The organism is Pedobacter africanus, assembly GCF_900176535.1.
Lineage (GTDB): Bacteria > Bacteroidota > Bacteroidia > Sphingobacteriales > Sphingobacteriaceae > Pedobacter > Pedobacter africanus.
Map to the genome: position 1 here is coordinate 260,933 of NZ_FWXT01000001.1, position 23,067 is coordinate 283,999.

Annotated in this window: 12 protein-coding genes; 1 reads left to right on the forward strand and 11 read right to left on the reverse strand. The window is 43.6% G+C overall.

Annotation, left to right across the window (positions count from 1 at the left end):
- Positions 1–26: 26 nt before the first annotated feature.
- The 4 genes from B9A91_RS00885 to B9A91_RS00900 all read right to left on the reverse strand — a co-directional run bounded on the left by B9A91_RS00885 (position 27) and on the right by B9A91_RS00900 (position 6,953).
- On the reverse strand, positions 27–974 hold the full coding sequence (locus tag B9A91_RS00885; protein ID WP_084236519.1) for a hypothetical protein: 948 nt from the start codon (positions 972–974) through the stop codon (positions 27–29).
- A gap of 27 nt (positions 975–1,001) precedes the next feature.
- On the reverse strand, positions 1,002–2,843 hold the full coding sequence (locus B9A91_RS00890; RefSeq protein ID WP_159451599.1) for a RagB/SusD family nutrient uptake outer membrane protein: 1,842 nt from the start codon (positions 2,841–2,843) through the stop codon (positions 1,002–1,004).
- A gap of 26 nt (positions 2,844–2,869) precedes the next feature.
- Positions 2,870–6,010 carry a SusC/RagA family TonB-linked outer membrane protein gene (locus tag B9A91_RS00895; RefSeq protein ID WP_084236523.1) on the reverse strand — a complete coding sequence of 1,047 codons (3,141 nt, stop codon included), beginning with the start codon at positions 6,008–6,010 and terminating at the stop codon, positions 2,870–2,872.
- Positions 6,011–6,281: 271 nt separating this feature from the next.
- The gene (locus B9A91_RS00900) at positions 6,282–6,953 is read right to left on the reverse strand and encodes a DUF3826 domain-containing protein (protein ID WP_084239529.1); all 672 of its coding nucleotides are present in this window, start codon (positions 6,951–6,953) and stop codon (positions 6,282–6,284) included.
- Between the two features lie 200 nt (positions 6,954–7,153).
- On the opposite strand from B9A91_RS00900, the gene B9A91_RS00905 reads away from it, so the two are divergent.
- Positions 7,154–8,026: an AraC family transcriptional regulator gene (locus B9A91_RS00905; protein ID WP_084236525.1), complete on the forward strand. Its 873-nt coding sequence runs from the start codon at positions 7,154–7,156 to the stop codon at positions 8,024–8,026.
- A 1-nt stretch (position 8,027) separates the two neighbouring features.
- Here B9A91_RS00905 and B9A91_RS00910 read toward each other — a convergent pair whose 3' ends face one another.
- The 7 genes from B9A91_RS00910 to B9A91_RS00940 all read right to left on the reverse strand — a co-directional run bounded on the left by B9A91_RS00910 (position 8,028) and on the right by B9A91_RS00940 (position 22,933).
- Positions 8,028–8,963 (reverse strand): dihydrodipicolinate synthase family protein, encoded by a 936-nt coding sequence (locus B9A91_RS00910; protein ID WP_084236527.1) that lies wholly within the window; start codon positions 8,961–8,963, stop codon positions 8,028–8,030.
- A gap of 61 nt (positions 8,964–9,024) precedes the next feature.
- Positions 9,025–10,593 carry a sodium:solute symporter family protein gene (locus B9A91_RS00915; RefSeq protein ID WP_084236529.1) on the reverse strand — a complete coding sequence of 523 codons (1,569 nt, stop codon included), beginning with the start codon at positions 10,591–10,593 and terminating at the stop codon, positions 9,025–9,027.
- Positions 10,594–10,724: 131 nt separating this feature from the next.
- Positions 10,725–14,240, reverse strand: coding sequence for a malectin domain-containing carbohydrate-binding protein (locus B9A91_RS00920; RefSeq protein WP_084236531.1), 3,516 nt, complete (start codon positions 14,238–14,240; stop codon positions 10,725–10,727).
- Positions 14,237–17,050 (reverse strand): glycoside hydrolase family 95 protein, encoded by a 2,814-nt coding sequence (locus B9A91_RS00925; RefSeq protein WP_084236533.1) that lies wholly within the window; start codon positions 17,048–17,050, stop codon positions 14,237–14,239. Before B9A91_RS00925 ends, B9A91_RS00920 begins: the two co-directional genes overlap by 4 nt.
- Positions 17,051–17,067: 17 nt before the next feature.
- Complete coding sequence (locus B9A91_RS00930) at positions 17,068–18,645, reverse strand: glycoside hydrolase family 28 protein (protein ID WP_084236535.1); 1,578 nt, start codon at positions 18,643–18,645, stop codon at positions 17,068–17,070.
- Between the two features lie 5 nt (positions 18,646–18,650).
- The gene (locus tag B9A91_RS00935; RefSeq protein WP_084236537.1) at positions 18,651–20,201 is read right to left on the reverse strand and encodes an MGH1-like glycoside hydrolase domain-containing protein; all 1,551 of its coding nucleotides are present in this window, start codon (positions 20,199–20,201) and stop codon (positions 18,651–18,653) included.
- A 2-nt stretch (positions 20,202–20,203) separates the two neighbouring features.
- On the reverse strand, positions 20,204–22,933 hold the full coding sequence (locus B9A91_RS00940) for an alpha-d-galacturonidase (RefSeq protein ID WP_084236539.1): 2,730 nt from the start codon (positions 22,931–22,933) through the stop codon (positions 20,204–20,206).
- Between the last annotated feature and the right edge of the window lie 134 nt (positions 22,934–23,067).

A 23,067-nucleotide genomic window follows, 5' to 3' on the forward strand; every position in this document is an offset into this window, starting at 1 on the left:
ATCTCATTCGTTTTTAAACCCTGTTTTTATCTGGCCACCTTTACATCAACATTCATAAATACTGCTTTTCCGACATTATTGGTTTCAATTGAATTCACATAAATGGCACCATATTTTCCTTCAGGAGTAAGGAAGTAAAATAAACTCCCCGCAATCAAACCAGTATTCGTGCGCGTTAGCGTCGGCTTTGCGCTTTTACCTGCAGTAATGATCTGTTCACCTGTTCTTAAATTCAGGAATGCACTGGCTTGTCCGGTTTTTGGCGCTGCAAATAAAGTTGCCCTTTTAGTCCAGGAACTGATATCGTACGCAGTAAAGGGCAAAGGATTTGAATTTAAGGCGTATACATCGTATTTATAACCAGTAATTCTACCTGTGGTAGCTTCTGTCACAGGAACCCTAAATAAGCCCATATCAATTTTGTCCGAATTAGTAGCTCCGGACGTGTAACTAAACAGTTCACCGGTAGACAATGCGTAATAACAATTGTTCATCTTTTCAAGTGTATCCGGAATTTTAAGTTCGCGCCCGGCCCAGTAATTATAATCGGATTTTACATCTAGAGTAATGGTTTTATAGCCATCCCCCAGATATACCCCCGATTTGTCCAAGGCCCAGATGCGATAGGAAATTTTACCTACACGCGTGTTCATCTTCAATTTTACTACGCCGGAATAGCTTCTACGCTCATTGTCTTTCAACATGATCTTGGTGGGGATAGCCGCTGAAGTTTCAAAAATAGCTACAGCATACATATCTTTTTTTGCAGATTCAATAGTATATTCCAGGTATACGCTATCACCCGGATTTAACTCCTTATAATCAGTAACCGCATAGGGGCTGTTCGAATGATAGGTAACCTTAACATCATCAAACATGTTAAAGATGTTCGTAGTTTCCTTTTTGCAGGAGGTGAATATAAGGCCGGCAATTGTTGCCAGATATAAATATTTATAAATTGATTTCATCATCATCTTTTTTAGTGGTTAGACCAAATAACTTTACAAAGGATCGAAAGTTCCTCCGTCCCATCCGATTGTTTGCTCAAGCAAAGGACTGGAATTCATAAAAGTAGAAGGTAAGGCATAAAAATAATAAGTTTCGGGAATACTAAAACCAGTTACGCCTACCGTGTTTACAGTTGTTTTGAAATACTTTTCGAAAGTCGTCTTATCGTTTACATTAACCCCCTCACGGAACATCGCACCCGTAGCAGGGTTTATGGCCTCCAGCTCGGTTCTGAGCGCATCCGTTTTAGTTTCCCAAACAAGTATGCGCATCTGGCCTGCTAACAAGTGAAAACGTCGTGTGCGCCTAAGGTCGTAACCACGCTTACCTTCAAATGCAAATTCAATCTTTCTTTCTTCCATAATCAAATCACGCATCTGGGTTGTATTTGTTGCCAGTGCCAAACCATAATCTTTGGCACCTTGTTGTATACCCGCACGAATTCGTATTTCCCTTACCAGATTTTTGGCTTCCGTAAGGTTCCCTACTTCATTAGCACATTCTGCATAGTTCAGGATTACCTCCGCATAGCGTAATTCTATCCAATCCATGCCGTTCCCGCCAAAATCATTTGAATAACTAACTGACCCCTTAGCCAGATCAGGATTTGCGAAACGCTTCATATAAAAGCCCAGAATCCCAGTACTTCCTTCAGACGCATTCTTAAGGTAATTCCATTGCCTGCGCGCGGCATTCCCACTTAGTTTCCAATTCGATCCATTATAAGCTATTGTGGCATCAAACCTTGGATCACGATTTAACCAGAACAATACAGGATCATAAGTGTATGAAGACCCCTGACCTATTGGCACTCCATCTTTCATTGGATAGCTTTCTACAAGTTGAAGCGTTGGCTGAAAAGCAGATGCTGAACCACCCTCTTGCCCTGGTCTTACTTTCGCTTCTACATTTTGTCCTCTTTTGGCAACCCCGCTGGAATAAGATCTTACAATAATTGCTTCTGTATTTACCGTGCCTTCTTTCAGAAACACATCCGAATAGTTTTGCATCAGCGCAGTTCCCGAAGCCTTACAAATATCATATGCATCCTTGCATGCAAGATAGGCCATTTGCCATCTGCTTGCATCATAAGGATGAGCAGGGTCGCTAACTGGATTAAATTGCGGACTGGCCCAATACAACAATACCCTACCTTTTAGTGCGGCAGCTGCCTTCCGTGTGAATTTACCGCGTTCAGTTGCATCATTCCATGTTACGCCATTTAACAATGTCATTGCAGAATCGAGATCACTTACAATAGATTTAAAACATTCTGCAGCTTTTGCCCTGCCTTCCAGTTTCACATTATCCGGATTTTGTGGTTCCAACACTAAAGGCACCCCTCCATATAAACGCACCAGTTCAAAATACGATAGTGCGCGTAGCGCGTAAAACTGCCCCCGAAGTTTATTTTTAATATCCTGAGCAAGATTCCCTCCTGGTATTTCTTTTAGAGCTGTATTGCATCGTGCTATATCAAAATACCTATTGTCACCTTTTGTACCCTGGTATTTGGTAGCTATAAATTTAACATCGTTGGATACTAAAGAGCCGTTTACACCAATTGCTTTTCTCATGATGGCATCACTTGAAGAAAAACGATCCTCATCGCTGGCATAAATCACATTATTTGCTGAATATTCATATGGAAATTCCGGCATCACTACATCGTAAGTATCATTTAGCAAAAATTGTATTGCTCCTTCGTTGTTCCAGATTTGGGAATCAAGTGCATTTCTGTCCTTCAGGTCAAAAAAATCCTTTTTGCAACCTGTAAATACAGACATTAATAAAGCTATTGCCAGAACTAATGTTGTTTTATGTTGAGTTTTCATGTTTACAGTTTTGAAATTAATGACCATTATAAGCTTACGTTTAGCCCAAGAGATATTGTCCTCAAAGTAGGATAATCATATATTGTGGAAGAATACGGGTCTTTATATTTTAGAGGATTAATGATTGTCCAAAGATTATTCCCTGTTAATACCAGTCTGGAATCTGCTATACCAATTTTGTTAAGGAAAGACTTTGGCATCTTATAGGTCAATGTCATGCTGTTTATCCGGATCATAGTGCCACTTACAGCCCAGAAATCAGAGTTCCAACCTGCCCCTATGGAAGCATCGTCATATCTTGGAAATTTCGCATTTGGATTTTCTGGCGTCCAATGGTCCTTCCAATATGCGGGTACATTTACTGTAGTACTCGCAGGTGCTTTTGATTTACTGTCGTAGAATTCCTTGCCCCCAAACCTGGTGACAAAGTTAGTGCTCAGGCTAAAAGTTTTATAAGTTACTCCTACATTGAAACCAACGCCGAACGAATTGGTGTTATTGAACATCGGAACCTGGTCTTTTTCTGTTATTTTACCATCACCATTTGTATCTTCATAATACAGCCATCCTACTTGAGGTATTTTATTATTTATGGTATAGGTTGGATTTTCATTCAGGAAAGCATCAACTTCTGCCTGGGTACGGAACATGCCCTTTGAGATCAGTCCGTAATTAGCACTATTGTATTTTTTTGAATCTGTACCAAATTGATATTTCAGGTCGGGATAAGTGATATCCCATAACTGAAATTCGTTATAAAACATCCTGTCAATACGGTTATTTGAAAAACCAAACATTACATCAGTACTGATACCCCAGTTTGTACCAAGTTTGGTTCGGTAGCCAATACTAAATTCGGATCCCCAACTGGTTCGTTGCTGGTAATTGATAGTGGGGGCCTCAAAACCTGCATACATCGGAAAGTTCTCGTTACTCCCTGTATCATAGGCATCGTAAGAATATCTATGGTAAAATTCGTAAGTAAAATTAATCTTGTTATCTAAAAGGGAAGCATCCAATCCAAGATTAAGCGTACGGGCCTTTTCCCAGGTAATATCTGGATTGGGCATTGCGGATGGGTTTGCCCCTCCCGTTAGTGTTTCATTATACAGATAACCATTAGGATCCACAATATAACGGTACTGCCATAAACGTGCGTTTACACGGCTCTCACCTACCAAACCATAATTTGCCCTAACTTTTAAACGGTTAACAAATTTTACATTCTGCTTAAAAAATTCTTCCTCACTAATTGCCCATCCTAAGCCCAGACTTGGAAATACCCCCCAACGATTACCAGGCGCAAAATTAGAAGAGGCATCAGCACGTGCTATGGCTTCAACGAAATATTTTTTATTATAATCGTAATTTAACCTACCGATATAGGACCGCTGTACGCTTTCGAAAACACTTTTATTTTGCAAAGTAAAAGACGATCTGTCAAAACCCCAGTATTCGTCAATATTTTCGAGAACCTGGTTTCTCCAGTAAACCTGAAGGCTTTCATTAAGCCCTTCTGATTGATCGAACGCTGTCATTATATTCAAATTATGTTTACCAATTGCTTTATCGTAACTCAGAGAAGCTATTGCCTGATAACTGGATCCAAGACTTGTACCCGTAAGCAACTGTGCGTTTGCAGGACTAATAGCTTGTATAACCGGATCTACAGTTGCAAGTGTATTGGTGTATAATAAACTGTTATTTCCTGTCATCTGGAAATTATATACGTTATAGGCAGGAATGTACTGATTATTGTTACCGCTTCGATTATTTTTACCAAACTGCACCCTGGCGGTTAAACCCGGAATGAATTTGGGTTTGTAATCAACCGAAGCATTTAAAGCTAAGCCTTGAGATTTATCCCATATGTTGTTACCCGCCTGCATTACTCCATATGGATTTGTTTTATTGTTATAATTTACCGGTTTACCATCAATTTGCATAGGTACCCATTTAGGTGTGGTAATTAGTTGTTGAAAGAATGCCTGATCATTTTCACCACCATTTTTGTAGGTGTCACTTGTTTTTTTGGAAAAGTCGGCATTTAAGGTCACTGTTGCATTTAACCCGTCGATGATCTTTGCCGTCATTCCCGAACGGAATGCGTATTTGCTGTATTTGATACCCCCATAATTCCCAGATTCGTCATAGTAATTTCCCCCGGCAAAGAACGTAATGGCATCAGATCCACCAGAAATATTCATGTTATGGCGGTTTACTGCAGAAGTCTTCCATAGTTCATCAAACCATCCTTTTATCTTATTATTCTTTAACAACTCCAAGTCCGCGTCTGAAAAGAATGCAGATGCACTTGCATTGGCAACTCGAAAACCATCATTCAACAGGACTGCGTGATCGTAAGCAGACAGCATATCTACGTTCGAAGCATTATCTGATACCCCCCTAAACCCAGTATAAGAAATTTGAGGCTTACCTTTGCGACCTTTTTTTGTTGTAACTAAGACTACCCCTTTAGCACCTGAAGCACCATATATAGCTGCCGAAGCATCCTTAAGAAAAGAGATATCTTCAACCATTGTAGGATCAATATTATCAAATTCATCTCTGGTAACCGTAATCCCGTCAATTACGTATAAAGGCTCACTGGTCACACCAAGTAGCTGGGCAGATTCCGATCGTGTCGAATTCCGAATGTTAATGGTAATTGAAGAACCAGGCTTTCCAGAAACTGCATTTACACCAACACCTGGCAACCTGTTTCTTAACGCAGCTGCGATATTGGGTACTGGAAGATCCTGAATGTCCTCAGCTTTGATATTTGCAACAGAGCCCAGAATCTCGGATTTCTTCTTGGTACCATAGCCCACTACAATCACCTCATCGAGGTCAGCGTTTGAAGAAGCCAGCGCAACGTTCAATGTAGACCTGCCTGTAAGGGAAATGGTTTGCCTGGTGTAGCCGATATAAGAGAATACAAGCACATCAGTTGCCGGATCGGCCTGAATGGTATAGATACCGTCAGCATTGGTACTTACATTGCTGGGTTTACCCTTAATGCTGACGTTTACTCCGGGTATTGGCCCGCCATCACTACCGTCGGTAACTTTACCGGTAATTTTCTTTACTTGCGCATACGACGAAGCACAAAAAAGCAAGGACAATAGCATTATCCCGTTTAACGTTCGTAAAAGTTTAAAGTTCATACTTGGTTGGTATTAATTGGTTTAATTTTTTATTTAAGACTGAAGGCGGTTAGTCCTTCCCTTAAACAAAAACAACTGGTTTATTTCGTAATTAGCTGATAATTTGTTTTTAGTTGTAGAAGTCTGATCGAATAGAATTGGTATTAGGTTTATAAATTAGTTTCTGTTGAGAAGAAAGATCCGTTACCAATTGAAATAACCGGTAACGGAATTCCTAACCAAATAAAGAACGAATGAGCGTAATCATCTAACCAAGAGTGCGTTGTTTTGTTTAATTTACTTTTGCAGCGGCTGCCTTTCTTCTCTTCTCCCACTCGGCCCCCTCCTTTTTCAGGTCATAGCCCGCAGCTGAAAGGTAATTGTTGATCCTCCCTTTATATTTGCCAAACCAGGCATGTTTCTTCTCTGCCGACTCCGCGTCAATGGCATGCTCGCGTGCCTCTGTAAGCCATGCCAGAATTTGTTTTTTCTGGTCATCGGTCAAAGTCAGTATCTGTTCCTGATATGCTTTATAGGTATTTGGCAGCACATTATAGGTCATGCCATTTTTAACCTGTTCTATCTGTTCTTCATTCAGCTGCGATGAAAGTTTAGACAGGTATTTTTTGTGGAGTTTAGCCAGTTTTGCATCCGTTTTAACGGCCTGCGCTTTTACAGCAGTTTCTATTGCCGCTTTATCCTGTAGTTTCTCCTTAATCACTTTCAGAGCTGCATCACGTTCGGTGTAAATATCGTTAAGGTTGCTGTACTGGTCTCTGATGATATTTGCTACCTTTTCCTGTCTGGCAACATCATTGAGCTGAAGTGCAGCTGTGATTTTTGCAGCACGTTGGGTAATAACCTCCATATAGGCTTCTTTTTCTGCCGGTAGGCCAGGTTGCTGTGCAAATGCACCGGCAACACAGTAGAGCACCAATGACATGAATAGATAAACTCGTTTCATAATTAATATTTGGTTATAGCCGTTGATGGGCTTTATACAAAACTCCACAATAGCGTGTTTCATTTACTAATGCTTATTATCAAATAATTGTATGATATTATCATAAAATACACTAATTTTAATAATATTACCTTTATTATTTGCTATAATAGCGTTTTCAATAATTAAATATAAATATAATATTCAAATATAAAAATAAAATGAAGCCTCATTTTCACAAAATCCCCGGCTCGCCTCAAAGCTCGTTTAGTATCCGTCACGACGTTAAATCCGATTTCGGGAACATCTGGCATTACCATCCTGAACTTGAACTTCACTATGTCATAAAAGGTGAAGGCGTACGGTTTATTGGCGACAACATCAGTAATTTTACAGCAGGAGAAATGATCCTTCTTGGTGAAAACCTGCCACATACCTGGCGCTGCAAGGATGAATATTTTCAAAGCAACCCGGATTTGAATGTGGAAGCGATGGTAATCCAGTTCCTGCCGGACTGCCTGGGAAAATACCTGCTTACCCTTCCTGAAGCCTACCTGATCCCCAAGCTGTTTGAAAAAGCCAAAAGCGGAATGGTTATCAATGGTAAAGCAAAGCAAAAAATTGCCCAGCTGATGAGCTCTTCTATAGAAGCGACCAACCTTGATCGTATCATTATATTGTTAACCATATTGAAGACCCTGGCAGAAACAGACGAGTATTCCAGCATTGTAACCGGAAAAAACACTTTTTACCAGAGCAATGAGTCGGAGACGCAGCGCATCAACAAAATCTGTACTTATACCATGACCAACTATAAAAAGGACATCACATTGGAAGAAATAGCATCGCTGAGTAACCTGAGTATCACTTCTTTTTGCCGGTACTTTAAACTGATGACCAAAAAAACCTATTATGATTTCCTGATTGAGATCCGCATAAGCCATGCCTGCCGTTTTTTAATTGAAAATAAACTGCCTACCGAAATGATCTGTTTTGACTGCGGGTTTAACAATGTATCTAATTTTTACCGGCATTTTAAAAAGGTAACAGGGCTAACCCCGCTTGATTACAAACGAAAATACCTGAATGAATAGCCTAGATCAACATTTTAATATCAAGATCATTTCTTAGCAGATCGTAACGCTGAAACAAAGCCTCTACTTCTTTTACAATCCTGTTATTGAATGTGCCCACATCCCTCCTGGTAAATGTGGAAATGCTGAGTCCTCTTTTTTGCAGAAAATATTTAGAAACTATGGGATAAACCTCATGCATCACATCCATGTTGTCGATCAGAAACTGCTGCACCCTGTTCACCTCTGCAGCTAACAAGGCATCATTGTAATGATCGCACAGCCACACAATCAGCTCAGGAAAATAGTTACCCTGAATGCAGGACAGTCCTGCCGATCCGGCTTTTAAAGATGCTACAGCATGCACCATATAAGCATCGTACAAACCAAACTTAGGATAGCCTGCTGTTACTTCCAGCTTTTCTTTAATCTGCCCAAGATCCAGACAGGTATCTTTATGGTAAATCACTCTTCCACTTTCCACAAACTTTTGCAATTGCCTGGCGTTTAATGTTCTTTTATAAGGCACAGGGCATTCATAAAAGCCCATGGGAATACCTGGAGTCTGATCAAACAGATCAAATACACGCTGATCAAATACCTCATCTGCTTCCTGCTCTTCAGCCAATAAACCTGCAATCATAATTACAGCCTCAGTTCCAAGGTCATTTACTCTTTTAACAAAGTCTGCCTGTCCTGGTATTGCACCTCCAAATGTACCTGTAGCTACAACTGGTACAGCCCCATCCACAACCTCGATTACATGGCTGATCACTTTAAGCCTTTCATCATTGCTCAATTCAAACATTTCGCTCGATAGGCAATTGGCAAATAATCCGGTTGCACCTGCTTTTAAGTACACTTCTGTAAGCTGCGTCAGTGCGGCATAATCTATTGCTCCATCGCCAGAAAAAGGCGTAAGCATGACCGGGATGAACCCTTTTTGTGAGTTTTCCATTGTATTTTATTCTGATATTTTTCTGTTAAATTTCTGTATGACCGGCTTAAACCGGAAAGCTTCAATCAGCGGTTTTTAAATTCTTATTCTTCAATTTTGTAAGCAATATACCCGCAAGGAAAATGCTGAGTGTACCGATTACGATGATCATATTTTTATGCAGGGGGCTTCTTAAAAACTCATATTGTTGCGGCAGTTGTGCAGAAAAAGTCATCCATACAATTACCGCTATACCGATGAGCGTTGCCAGAAGAGCTTCATGGTTTTTGGTTTGCCGGCTGATCATCCCCAGCAGGAACAAGCCCAGCATCCCGGCAGCAAAAATGCCCGACAACTCCCACCACACATCCAGTATACTTTTTACCCCTATCATGGCAATTCCGGCCCCCATGCCCAATAAGCCAAAAGCCACTGTAGCCAGATGCAGCAAGCGCAGGTTTTGCTGCTCTGTAATGCCTGGTTTAAAGTACCGCTTGTAAATATCAACCGTAAAAACAGTGGCCGATGAATTCATCCCTGAACTGATCGTACTCATCGCCGCAGAAAGGATAGCCGAAACAATCAGCCCTACCAGGCCTGCAGGTATTTTGGTTACCATAAAATGAGGCATGATCTTATCACCATAATCCGCAGGCTGGAGTGTCTTTTCCAGTTCCAGTATTTGGGCAGCCGATGCCTGCAGTGGCAACCTTTCTACCGCTACCTGATGTTTGACTGCCTGCACCAGCTCAGGATTCACCTCGTAGTAGGCATATAGCGCTGAACCAATGATAAAGAACATGAGCGAGGCAGGCACATACAGCCATACGCACAGCCAGATAGATTTGGATGCTGCTTTTGATGAAGATGCGGTATGGTAGCGCTGCACGTAGTTCTGGTCCATTCCAAAGTTATTCAGGTTGATAAAAAAACCATATAACAACACCACCCAGAAAGAGGAACTGATAAAATCGGGAGAAAAACTACCCAGACTAAACTTGCCGGCCGACTTCCCGATCTCGATTATCTTAGAAACACCTCCTGGCATATTGCTGACAATCAGGTAAAGAATAAGCAATGCGCCAAATGTTTTGACCACTGCCTGCACCACCTCGGTCCAGATCACGGCCTCAATCCCACCCATTACCGTATAAATAATGATGCAAATACCCATCACGATCATGATCATCTGCATAGAATACCCCGTAAGCGCCTGCAGACTTAAAGCAATCCCAAAAAATATAGAACCCATACGGGCCAGCTGCGTGAGCAGGAAACAGACCACTGCATAGGTACGTGCCCAGGCACCGAAGCGATGTTCCAGATGCGTATAAGCCGAAATTTCTCCGGTACTGCGGTAAAATGGAACAAAATACCTGGAAGCCACCCATGCGGCCAATGGCATGGATAAACTAAATACAAAAGCATTCCAGTTACTGCCAAAAGCTTTACCCGGAACCCCCAGAAAAGTGTTGCTGCTCAAAAAAGTAGCGTATATGGAAAGGCCTATTGCCCAACCGGGTATAAGTCCGGACGCTTTGGTGAATTGATCAGAATTTTTGTTGTTTCGGGAAAAATAAATCCCTACCAATATCATCCCGATAAGGTAAATGACGATTATCACAAGATCGAAAACGGGGAGCCCCTTCATTTTAGCGATAGATTGATTTATAAATTGGTAAAGCAAATATCTACTTGCAGGTTCCTATATTAATATAATATTTTCGCTATATGTTGTAATATCTTATCTTATTTCATTTCAATTTTTAACCTAAAGCCCGACTATTGTACATCAAGGGCATCGACACTCAAGCCTGATGCGTCATCAGCGATCAGACGGACCCGATAACTCCCGGCATTGATCATTGTCCCGGTATTGGTACTGAAGTAATTCCATTTGCCTTTTTTGGTGGGATTGAATTCAATCCGTTCTGCAGCCTTAAGTACCACTCCATCCATTGTAAGCAGTTCTATTTTGCCCTTCAGGAGATGTTCAAAAGGATTGTGGTATTTCAGGGTAAGTGAATAGGTATCAGCCACGCCTACATTAATGACGAACTCCAATACATCGTCTTTCGGTTTTTTAAAGGTAACGCGTTCTTTTTCCATCAAGACCTCCTTAACCAGTCCGCTCCCTTTTAAACCGGCATCAATGGCTTTATAAGTCGTAATGTTTTTCAGGTCATAGGCGGGTTGCATATTGGTTTTAGGTACAACTGCAATCGTATACCCGCTGGCATTTGAGGCCTTCGGCGGCAACTGCACAAGGGCTCCTTTTAAGAATGCTTTGCGGTACACCTTAAAGGTGGTGCCAATGCTGTTGGTGATGCTGTTCCGGGTATCTTCGTAGTCTTTTAACCAGCCAGGCTGTGCTGCAGCATCCACCGCCAGGTAAACATCCGCATCTGTGTTGACTTTAAACTGCAATGCCTCTGCCCGGCGGTTTGCCGTTTGCAGCCACTCTGCACCATATAAGGCTGAAGGCAGGGAAACAAAGGACACCTTTTCATCCGCATAATGCCGTTCGCCCAAATCCATCCAGGTCGCGGCCTTCATACCTTTTGCAGCCGTAACAATAGAAGCCGGCTCGGGTGCCGGGCGAATATTTTTATTTAGCGTAGCGATGGCAATAGCTGAAATTAAAGCCTGACCGGATTTTACCTGCGGGAAGGAGATGACCAGCATGCCACCTTTAACCTCAGCTTTTATGGTCTTTTTCAAAGCGGCATCATGCCCCGCTTCCTTCCATATATCCACATTTCTGAATACCGTATTACCATTTACCGCTACATCAAACAAGCGCATGCCGCTTGCATCCATCCCTCCCCCGGTGCCCAGCCAGGGTTCTATAAAATACAGTTCAATCAGGTACTCCCCGTCGGGTACAGGAAAATGATAGGTAAGCTGATCTCGTCCATATCGAAAGGTCTGAAACAAGGGCCAGTCTTCCGCTCCCCTGATGGGATCAAAGGTGCGGCGCTGACTGGCGAAAAATGCCGGTATTCCCGGGAACGCGTTCGTCCAGGATTTGGAGCCAAAGCTGCCCCTAACCAGGGCCCTGTCGGCCAGCCAAATCTGTCCGTTCCGGTCTTTATATTCCGGTCCGCCGCAGTTTACCCGGTACAGATAATGGTAGCCCCCGGCTCCTTTGGTCACATTTGCCGATGTTCTATTAAATTCGTTAAAATGGGGTGCTTCGGGTAAATGACTTAAAACAATGTAGTCTTTGGCAACTGCTTTTCCGTTTACATATCCTATGGCATACAGTACATTATAGCGGATATCTGCACCATCCCACTGAAAATGGGTACCGGTTCCAGCACGTTTTCTTTTTCCAAGAGATATTTCATCCACATCATTAAATAATTCTACCTCATCGCAATTGGAATATACGGTGATGCTGTCTTTAATACCCGGTTTCAGCCAGCGTGCCGGCCAGGTATGGGACACGATATACACCATTGGCTCAGTTGTTTTAGGCGCATAATTTGCCCTGAACATATAAAAAACATCCAAAGGCTCTTCCCATGGGGTAAACATCCCCTTGTAATTCACGGGTCCTATCCGGTCCAGTTCCCTTAGACCTTCGCCCCCCTGCACCCGGCCCGGATTGTCATGTGAGCTGAACAACCAGAAAAAGTGCCCCGCTGTTTTGTCTTTCACAGCTTCTGCCAGCCGTATCTTGGTTTCCATCAGCTGGCTCATGTTGTTCTCGCTATAGGGACCTTTCTGCATAAAGGGCCCTTCGGTGTGGAGGTCTAAGGTACGCCAGGCACCATATTCACCAATTAACACCTGTCGTTGTACATCTTCGCCATAAGCTAGCGGGTCACCGCCATAGGTCCCTGTCCAGTTTTGTGGTACGTCCCAATCCGTCCCTTTACCGCCATTACAGGTGGTCACTTTTCTTTGTGAAGAAGCTGTAGGATCCAGCTGTCGGATCAGTTCCGTGCATTCCCGGGCAAAATCCTCGGGCAGCGTACTTTCATTTTCCAGTCCCCACAATACCACAGAAGGACTGTTTCTGCGTTCTTTTACCCAGTCAGTAAGCAAGTTCTTGAAATTCCTTCTGAATTCAGGTGTGTCGTACCAGATATGGGCAGCCATTTGTGTCCAGGATAAGATGCCCAGCTTATCCCAATACTCCTGATAAAGGAGATTATGCGGCTGGTGCGCATCCCTGAAAGCATTAAATCCGGCAGCCCTGATCTGCATCACACGCGAACGGATCTGCTCATCACTAAAGGCATGGCTTTGTCCTAACAGGTGTTCATATTCGGCAACACCATTAATAAAAACAGGTTTACCATTCAGCAGAAAGCGTTTGCTATCGGCTGGATTTTCGCCTACAGGCCAGCTGATCCAGCGGATGCCATAAGGCGTATGCAACTCATCAATTATTTTATTCCCTTCGGTTATGGTAGTCTTTAAAGTATAGAGATAAGGATCTTCAAGCGACCATAACCGTACATTTTTAAATGCTTCCGTTTGTTGCTTAAGCTCAAGAACGGCACCTGGCATAAGTTTTTCAGCTGTTTTAATTTCAGCTATTTTTTTACCCGACCGATCAAACAGCTGGCTGCTGAGCGTAATGGTCCGCACTGCTCCGCTATAGTTTTTAAGTGTGGTCTCCATCTGCAACACGGCTGACTTTTCTGAGACTTTATTGTCGTTCCACACATGTACTCCAAAAGGCTCAATCCTGACATCCCCGGTTACCATCAATTGCACCGGCCTGAAAATCCCCATGGGCTGTGAACCTTCAGAAAATCCCCTTTCCGTAGAACAGCCCCCGTCTACCCAGGGCAGGTCCCTGATATTTGCCGGGTGATCTGCGCGAACAGCGAGGACATTGGGCTCACCGTTCAGCTTTATACCCTCCGTTACATCCAGTGTAAAGGTCGTTCGCCCTCCGGCATGATAGCCCACCTGTTTGCCATTGAGCCATATGGTGGCATAAGAACCTACCCCTTCGAAATATATAAAAAACCGCTTGCCGGCTTTATTTTCCCTGTGCACAAATGTTTTACGGTACCAGGCATAACCATGTCTGTTGCCGTGCAGCAGCCGGCGGTAGCCTTCATACTGGTCCCAGTTGTGCGGAACATTTACTGTTTTCCAGGATTTATCATTAAATCCTGGGGCCTCAAAACCCTTGTATGCTTTAATGTCGGTATCATTGGCAACAGTCTGCCACTTATTGTTCAATGAAATACTTTTACGCAATCCTGTTTGTGTAAATCCTGTACTTGTTATCAAAAAGCAAATCAGAAAAGCGCTCAGCTTTCTTTTCATCATAATTTCTCCAGATCTCCGTTAAACTTATAGGTCATGCCTTTCTGTGTGGCAATGCTTGTTATTTTATTTCCGTAGCGTAATAAACAAACGCCATCCCCTTTCGAATATACTTCAAACGCTGTCAACGCCCCTTTGCTCCATTTAATATTCAGCAGAAAGCCTCCTCGGGCTCCTATCCCTTTAACTTCACCATCAGGTAAACCGGCAGGCAAAGCCGGCAGCAACTCAACAAACTGGGTATGACTTTGTAAAAGCATTTCTGCAATGCCCGCTGCACCGCCAAAATTCCCGTCAATCTGAAACGGCGGATGTGCATCCAAGAGGTTTACATAGGCACCTCCCCCCTGTGCTGCCGGACTGATTAGCATTTTCACCATTTTCATCGCATGATCTCCATCTTTAAACCTTGACCAGAAGTTGATCTTCCAGGCCAGGCTCCAGCCCGTTCCTTCATCTCCACGGTAAATCAAAGACTGCCGTGCCGCCCGCATCAGGTCAGGGGTATCCCAGGTAATGTCATTTCCCGGATGTACGCCCCATAAATGCGAAACATGCCTGTGTTTATTGGTGGTATCGTCTTTATCCTCCAGCCATTCCTGCAGCTGATTGTATTTACCGATCTGATTAGGTGCTATCAGCGTTATTTTCTGCTGAAGCGTTTTCCTGAAAACCGTGTCAGTTCCCAATAGCTCAGTTGCCGCAATACAATTTTTAAAGAGGGTCCGGATGATCTGATGGTCCATAGTTGGCCCCGCTACCAATCCGCCGTTCTCGGGCGAGTTGGAGGGGGTACTGATCAGCCAGCCCGTTTTTGGGTCTTTAACTAAAAAATCGTTAAAGAATACCGCAGCCTGCTTCATAATGGGATAAGCCTCATTCTTCAGAAAATTAAAATCCTGTGTAAAAAGATAATGTTCCCAGAGGTGCTGGCATAACCAACCTCCCCCAGTTACCCAAATACCATGATTGGAAGCATTGATAGGCGCAGTGCCATTCCAGAGGTCAGTATTGTGGTGCAGCACCCATCCATTGGCATTGTAATGTATTTTAGCGGTCTGTGCCCCATTTTTTGCCAGTGCATTTATTTTTTTAAACAAGGGTTGGTTCATTGCCCCCAGGTTTAGTACCCCTGTTGGCCAGTAGTTCATTTCCAGGTTGATGTTGGTGGTATATTTACTGCCCCAGGGGGGTGTCAGTAAATCGTTCCAGATCCCTTGCAGGTTTGCAGGCTGCGTACCGGGCCTCGAGCTTGAAATCAGCAAATACCGGCCATACTGCATGTACAATGCCGCAAAGGCAGCATCATCTGAGCCTGCGAATTTCTCTATGCGCTCATCTGTAGGCATATCCGCATGCGCATCATTTCCAAAACTTACCGAAAAAGTATGATAGTATTTCTGATATTCTTTAATGTGGGCAGTTTTAACCTGTGCATAGCTTTTGCCACTTAAACCCGAAAGGGCTTTTACACAAGCTGTTGCCGGAATGCCCGTTACGTCTTTATCGTTCACAAAATTGGTGCCTGCGGTAAGGTAAAGCGTCACTGCATCGGCAGCCGTAATGCTGATTTTGTCTTGGCCCGCCAATAATTTCCCACCGGTAATTACGGCGCGCAACTGGGCTTCACCTTTGAGCACACCCCCTTTTACCCGTAAAGACAGGGCAACAGTATTGGCACTTATCTTTTTCAGGACATGGTATTTATGCGGACTGGACAACAAGGCATCCAGGCTGATGGCTGACTTTTTATCTGCCGTCAGCCGGATCACGAGGGCCTGATCCGGCTGCGACACAAAATACTCCCGCAGGTAACTGGTACCGTTCAGCTTATAGGCAGTAGCAGCTGTTGCTGTATTTAAATCCAGCTTTCGCTTATAACCGGAAGCCGCCATCTCATCTGTTTTAAAATCAAGGTACAAATCGCCAAACGGCTGATAGCTGGCCTGGAACTGCGGTACAACAGGAGCTTCGTCGTTTTGCACCTTATACTTCCATTCCTTAACCAGGGAAATCATATTTTCAGGCTTGTCTTTGGCATAAACTCCGATGGCTTTGCTGGTATCTTTATAACCGGCCAAACCGCCCTTATCGAAATAATTAAGCACTTGTATGGCAATGGTATTCTTTCCTTTTTTTATCAGGCTGGCTGGAATGGTATACTTTCTTGGCGCTGTACCATCTGTATTGCCGATCAGGCTTCCGTTTACATAAGTCAGGTCCTGATCGCGGATCCGGTTCAGATCGAGCACCAGATCTTTAACCTGCCAGTCGTCGGGCGCATCGAAGGTGGTACGGAACCACACCGCTCCGTCCAATCCCGAAAGACCAACGGACTCCCAGCCTTCATAACTCGGAACCTTAATGCTTTTCCATAACTGATCGTCGTAATGCTCCTGTGCAGGATTTCCCTGAAGGCCTTTCCCGGCTTTCATTTCCGCAACCCACTTGTCGCGGTCGCCTGCCCCGCTCATACTGCCCATAAACTTTTCAGCAGCCAGCTGCTCGGCTTCCTGTTGTTTGCCTTCAAATAGTAATTTCCTGATTTGAGGCAGGTAAGCAGCTGCGCCTTTATGGTTATAATCCCTTGGCCCGCCCGTCCATAAGGTTTCTTCGTTAAACTGGATGCGGTCTTTTGCTATTCCCCCAAATACCATCGCACCTATGCGACCATTCCCTATGGGAAGGGCATCTGTCCATTTTACGGCGGGTTTAGTATACCAGAGTTGATAATCGGGCTGCTGAGCAGCAGCTGTCACAGTAAGAAAAGAGAAAAATACTGCAAACAGCAGCTTTTTTAAGGCGTGAACCATGAGATACAGATTAAAAATTAATTTAGAGGATCCCCCGAAATAACCCTTACTGCTTCTGTAACTTTCCCTTCCGTTACTACAGGAGTTTTAACTTGCCTAAAGTTATTGTTTCCCAGCGTGATATCCTTACTTTTTTCTCCGATAATTTTCAAATATCTGTCAGTTCCCAATGCAGGAAAAGCATTATACACAAAGGCCCGGCTTACATTTCTGAATTCAGCCACCGGAACACCGGCATGTGGCGTATAGGTTTTTAACCCGTTAACCGTTAAATCACTCACTTCATTTGCTTTTAATGAAGGGCCAATAGTGGTATTTACCTGTACATTGTGAAACTCGATACGACTTGCATGGTTGATGCTGAAACCAGTTTTAGCCTCCATATTGATGTCATTAAAACTGATGTTTTCTATTGGCATTTCTTCAAGTCCATTTAAATAGCCGGCCTGGTTCACCTCTCCGGTGATATTGCTGAAATGGATATTCCGGAAACGCGGCGTACGTTCAGAAACCGCTTCCGGATTTGTTTTTGCATACTGCATATCCAGCACAATTGCCTGTTCCCGGATATTCTTCATGATAATGTTATCTACCCTGATCTCCTCCACTATTCCGCCCCTGCCACGTGCCGTCTTGATGCGGATACCCCTGTCGGTACCATCAAACACACAATTGGAGATGGTAATTTTGCGTACATCACCCGACATTTCGCTGCCAATTACCACGCCCCCATGCCCCGACAGCATGGTACAATTCGTAATGGTATAATTCTGCGCCGGGGCAGCCATCTTCCGGCCGGGCGCATCCTTACCGGATTTAATGGTAATGCAATCGTCCCCAACACTGATATGGCAATCAGAGATGTGTACATTGCTGCAGGATTCCGGGTTAATCCCATCTGTATTTGGCGCAAAAGCACCCGGATTGCTAATCGTTAACGCATGTACGGTTACATTTTCACAAAATTCGGGGTTTACGGTCCAGAATGGTGAGTTGCGTATGGTGATCCCTTCTATGAGTACATTTTTGCAATACAAGGGTTGTATAAACGGCGGACGTAAAAAACCTCGGGTCATTTGCTTAGGCTCATCCGGTAATAGTATGCCTTTGTTCAGTTCATCAAATAGGTGCTGCCATTTGGAGCGTGGCTGATCAGCTTTGTAGCCTTCCACAAAGTCCCACCACTTTTTACCGTGCCCGTCGATAATTCCCCTGCCTTTAATGGCGATATTCTCTGCCTTATAGGCATAAAACAAAGGCGAGAAACTGGTTACATCTACTCCTTCATACCTGCTTTTCACCATCGGCAGGTAATCGTCGAAGTTATCACTGAAATGCAGTTCAGCTCCGGCATCTATAAAAATGGTGATGTTGCTTTTCAGGTGAATAGCACCCGTCAGGTATTTACCTGCAGGAAAGTAAACTGTTCCGCCGCCAGCTGTTGATGCTGCATCAATAGCTTTTTTTATGGCCTGGGTAGCCAGTTTGCTGCTGTCATTTTTTGCGCCATATTTCAGCACATTGTAATAAACCTGTGCATCGGCATTCAGGTTCACGAAACATAAAAATGCAACTAAAAGGCTGTAGTACTTCATTTCGGTTATTTATTATTGATTTGGATGACTGCGGGTTTTAAACTCGTGCTATGATAAATTTCTTTTCCATTGGCATATACATACAATCCCTTTCCTTTATTGTATTTCTTGCCGGTTTTATCCCAGCGTATATTTAGTGTTCTCCGATGATAGCTGATATTTTCCAGTGAAAACCAGTCCCACTTCCCTTCGGGGATCAAAGGATAGAACCCCAGCGCTTCATCTGCCCTGGGTTTAATACCGATCAGATCGTTGATCACCAGATCGCAAAAAGTAGAATGGTTGTAAAAGCTGCTTCTTGGGTTATCTCCTTTCAGCCATTCCCCATTTTTTTCATCCTGATATTCGCCCAGATATGGCTTTCCATTCTTCTGGTGGGAAAGCGCATACTGACGCAACTCCTTGTAAAACACGGCCGGTTTCATTTTGCTATGGTTTTTATAATTGGTCAGCAGGTTGGCCAGGCCTTTTAAAGTTTGTGAACTGGCAAAAGGCCATAATGCACCGTCCCATTCACAGCTATGGCCCGAACCTCTTGTCCTGAAGGTCGGCTCCCTCCTTTCGGCGGTGGTCAGGCCCCAGGGCGCTTTAAACCCTGCAGTATCGAGCAGCTGGTCCCAGGCCTTTGCATATTGCGGTTCATCAGCAGGCAAATCAAAGTCCCAGGGCACAAAACCTATGGCCTCACGTGCATTCACCAGTTGTCCCTTCGGCGTCCTGGTTTTAAAGAAACTGCTGCCACTGTCCCACAAGCTATCCTGCACCAGCTTTTTAAGCTGCACCGCTTTAGCCCGGTATTTTTCTACCAGTGGCTGATCACCTGTAATTGCGGCTATAGCAGCCAGCGCTTTCGCATTTCCATACATATAACTGCTGATGGTTGGCCTCCGGTTCTCCTCTTTCCTGGACCCGCTTACGGATTCTTCCATTCCATCTTTTACATCAAACTGCCAGAACAAGCCACTTTTTACCTGTCTTTCTTTTTCCCATTTGCCATAGTCGGCATCCAGTGCAGGTAAAATCCGCTTAAGGTATTCCTTGTCAGGGTTAACCAGGTAATTTTGATAAACTGCATCGTCTATCCAGCTGCTGAACTGGTGAAAACGCGGTTTACTTTGCCCCACATCAGCATGGTACAACCAGAAATCAATATATTCCTTTAAGTATTCCTTGTTTTTAAGCCATCGACCTTCGTAAATATGGTGTCCTGCAGCACAACTGATAGCGTTGTATTTGCCGGCATGTTTTACTGGCTCAATAAACTCAGTAAAAATAAATCCTTCTGGTGTCTTTACCAGATGCTTGCGGAAGGACCACCAACGATAATAATAGTTCTTTTCTATTACCTCATCGGGGCATTCCAGCAGCGGTACATTTTGCTTTAACCAATCAAAAGCGAGTGCATTGGGTACAAAGTTCTTTACCGCTTCTGTATCAATAGCATTAAAATAGCTTACATATTTTTTGAGTCTTTCCGTTGCGGCGGACGACTGTGCAAAGCTTCCCTGCCCGCAAAACAGGAATAACGCCATTGTTATCAAGTGTTTTCTCTTCATCTTTATTCAAATAACCAGTCGATATCTTTTCCTTTTCCATCCAGGCCAGCATTGTAAATACGCATTGCTTTTCGGTCATCAATAAAACCCAAAACCATACAGGCACCTTTTCCTAATGTTAATGTGTTTATACCAGCTCCAAACGAATATGCGTGTATATTAACTGGCGGATGCCCTTCCAAAACCAGTGCATTGGAAATCTTTATTTCCGATTGTCCGTAATTGTTGGCGCTGGCATCGGTCTCCAGTTCAGGGGCTTTCAAATAAGCAGCATCTTTTTTATTGAAAAAACCCACCAGAACTTTTACGGCAGCAGCGTTACTGAATTTAAGGGTAGTGCCCGATTTTATTTGCTGTGCCTTGTTTAATTTTATGCCCTTAAGACCAAGCAGCTGTCCATCAACATCTTTGATACGGATCATTGAATCTGCATAAACTACGGTACCTCTGGTAATCGCATAACGTTCCTGACCAGACAACAGCTTTACCGGTGCATTATCAAATGCTTTTAGCTTATTTTCATTCCCCTGCCCTGCTGATTTTAAGGAATCTATACTTCTTTTAAAGTGGTTCAGTTCTTTGGTAAATACCGGAAGCATTTCTTTCCAGTGAATAAAGGTTTTATCCACACCCCGCATAGGAATTTTACGCTGCTTGGTTTGCATGCTGTTGGCATACAGGTAAGTTCCGGAAGTTAGTTTTACCAGCTCAGCATAGTGATCCACGCTCTTTTGCAGAAAAGGCAATGCTTGCTCCAGATCGCGAACATCATTTGAATATTTGTAGCGCAATACCAGAAGGGCCGACTTCACCTTTTCTGCGTAAAAGTTTGCCATGGCATTGTAGCAATACATATCATTTCTTAATCTTCTGAATTCTGCTGTATCCCTGCTTACTGCGGGCGAAGCTTCACAGATAGACTGCAATGCGGCTTTTCCATGTGCCACCACTTCCCGGGCCACCTGTACCGGCGTTTCGCCAATATGCCCCTGCTTTTTCCATTCTTTTTCAGCGTATTCGATAATCATCTCTCCTTCAGGGGCTTCCGATTCATACATTAAAGTGAACAGGCCGTAACGGTAAGGATTAATCAACTGCGTCATCAGCATACCTAAAGTAAGCGTTTGCCTGTTCCCATCTGTAATCCCATAACGGCGCAGCAGCTTAGGGGAAATTTCTCCGACTTGCTCATAAGCATTTAAAATGGCTTTTCCCGCGGTTAAATCTGTACCATATTTATTGGCCAGTTCCTGGCCCCAATAGCTGATCTCGTCTTCTCTCCTGCGGTTTGAGTTCCAGGCATATCTGGCCCATTCCTTATACCAGATCCAGTCCCGGTCCAGCTGCAGCTGTCTTGTACCTGTGTTGTCGGCTGTATAAGGCCAGTCCCAATAACCCGATTGTGGGTATAAGTGTAAACCTTTGGCCCCATATATTTTATTCATAGCCTGTACAGATTTTTGTATAAAATCTGCCGATCCATAGCGAAAAGGTTCCAGGTTGGCCAATATGTGTACATTGGCAATATGTACCGGCGCAACTGCACTTAGTTTCCTGTGCAGTTCTGCCCAGCTCCCACGGGGCTCGTAAGTAGTCAATGCTTCACCATTAAACTTATTTTCGGTATACAGATTTTTATACAGCGGCAAAGCGGCTTTCATCACGGCCGGGGCGTCAGTATCGTGCGCGCGCAGCACAATGGGTGGCTCATTCCTGATGCCTGCGGCCTTTAATCCATCTTTTACGCCCGGAATAATGGTTTGGGTAAACCAGTCGATATCGTCCTGCCCCACACCTTCCATGGCTTCTCCCAATGCAACCAACAAGCCTACATTGGGGTATTTTTCAACAAAAGCTGCAATAGATTTCCTTGTATAATCGGCAATCAGTGGAATAATGGGCCGGTTTCGGTCCTGTGTTTTAAGGCCATGCTTTTCAGCAAAAGGCTTGGGAATTAAAATATTGTAGAACATCTGGATCACCCATATCCCCCTTTTATCTGCTTCTTCTGTAAGGAACTTAAACATTTCCTCGTTCTTTTTAAAAGTGGCATCATCGACTTCAATTGCATAAGGGTAGTCTTTAAGTCGCACGAGTGATGAAAAAGGATGACCATTCCAAAGGTAGAGGGAATTATAACGATTTTCTACCATCATGTCCAGATAGCGGAGCCATAAAGCCTTGTCATAAAACCAGGGAAAACTCTCCGGAGTGTAGGGGTATTCATAAACATCATGTCCAGGCAAATAATCGGGTTTCTGCAAACCAATACAGGTTCCCCTTAATGCCATTTCCGGCTGATCGCTGATGGAAATATTTTCCGGGAGCTTACCATTTCTTGTAATTCTGTCTGCAAGTTCCATGCAGCCGTATAAGGTTCCTGAGGGGTCGGTGCCTTCCACAACCAGATTTTTGTGCTGTGCATACCCTATAATAAACCCTTCCTTTCCAGGCCGCTTATTATCACTGGCTCGTAAATCAGCCAGTAAGCGATCGTCTTTGACGCCCACCAGTATGAAGCCGCCGGTTTCAGGAGCTTTATCCTGCTGTACGATCTTAACATGATAACCGGCTAATTTCAAAGCTTTTGCAAGCCTTTCTGCGGCAAACTTCACTCTTGGATTACTTTGTACCGGAATTAAAATGCTGCGCTTTTCTGCACCAGGAGCAGCTGATGCAGTGATGCCGATGAACAAAAGGGCTGTAAAAATCAATAGCTGAAATCTTCTCATTCCATACAGTTTTTCAGGAAATCCAGATGAAAAAACTCCTCCGGAAATATTTGGTTATTTTGCGAATTTCAAATATAATACCCTACGTTCAGGCTTTCCTGTAGCATTTCCCCAAAATTCTATACGATTTTATC

Excerpts from the sequence above, each read along its gene's own strand:
- B9A91_RS00885 (WP_084236519.1), bottom strand. The coding sequence starts at position 974 with ATGATGATGAAATCAATTTATAAATATTTATATCTGGCAACAATTGCC.
- B9A91_RS00890 (WP_159451599.1), bottom strand. The coding sequence starts at position 2,843 with ATGAAAACTCAACATAAAACAACATTAGTTCTGGCAATAGCTTTATTA.
- B9A91_RS00895 (WP_084236523.1), bottom strand. The coding sequence starts at position 6,010 with ATGAACTTTAAACTTTTACGAACGTTAAACGGGATAATGCTATTGTCC.
- B9A91_RS00900 (WP_084239529.1), bottom strand. The coding sequence starts at position 6,953 with ATGAAACGAGTTTATCTATTCATGTCATTGGTGCTCTACTGTGTTGCC.
- B9A91_RS00905 (WP_084236525.1), top strand. The coding sequence starts at position 7,154 with ATGAAGCCTCATTTTCACAAAATCCCCGGCTCGCCTCAAAGCTCGTTT.
- B9A91_RS00910 (WP_084236527.1), bottom strand. The coding sequence starts at position 8,963 with ATGGAAAACTCACAAAAAGGGTTCATCCCGGTCATGCTTACGCCTTTT.
- B9A91_RS00915 (WP_084236529.1), bottom strand. The coding sequence starts at position 10,593 with ATGAAGGGGCTCCCCGTTTTCGATCTTGTGATAATCGTCATTTACCTT.
- B9A91_RS00920 (WP_084236531.1), bottom strand. The coding sequence starts at position 14,240 with ATGATGAAAAGAAAGCTGAGCGCTTTTCTGATTTGCTTTTTGATAACA.
- B9A91_RS00925 (WP_084236533.1), bottom strand. The coding sequence starts at position 17,050 with ATGGTTCACGCCTTAAAAAAGCTGCTGTTTGCAGTATTTTTCTCTTTT.
- B9A91_RS00930 (WP_084236535.1), bottom strand. The coding sequence starts at position 18,645 with ATGAAGTACTACAGCCTTTTAGTTGCATTTTTATGTTTCGTGAACCTG.
- B9A91_RS00935 (WP_084236537.1), bottom strand. The coding sequence starts at position 20,201 with ATGAAGAGAAAACACTTGATAACAATGGCGTTATTCCTGTTTTGCGGG.
- B9A91_RS00940 (WP_084236539.1), bottom strand. The coding sequence starts at position 22,933 with ATGAGAAGATTTCAGCTATTGATTTTTACAGCCCTTTTGTTCATCGGC.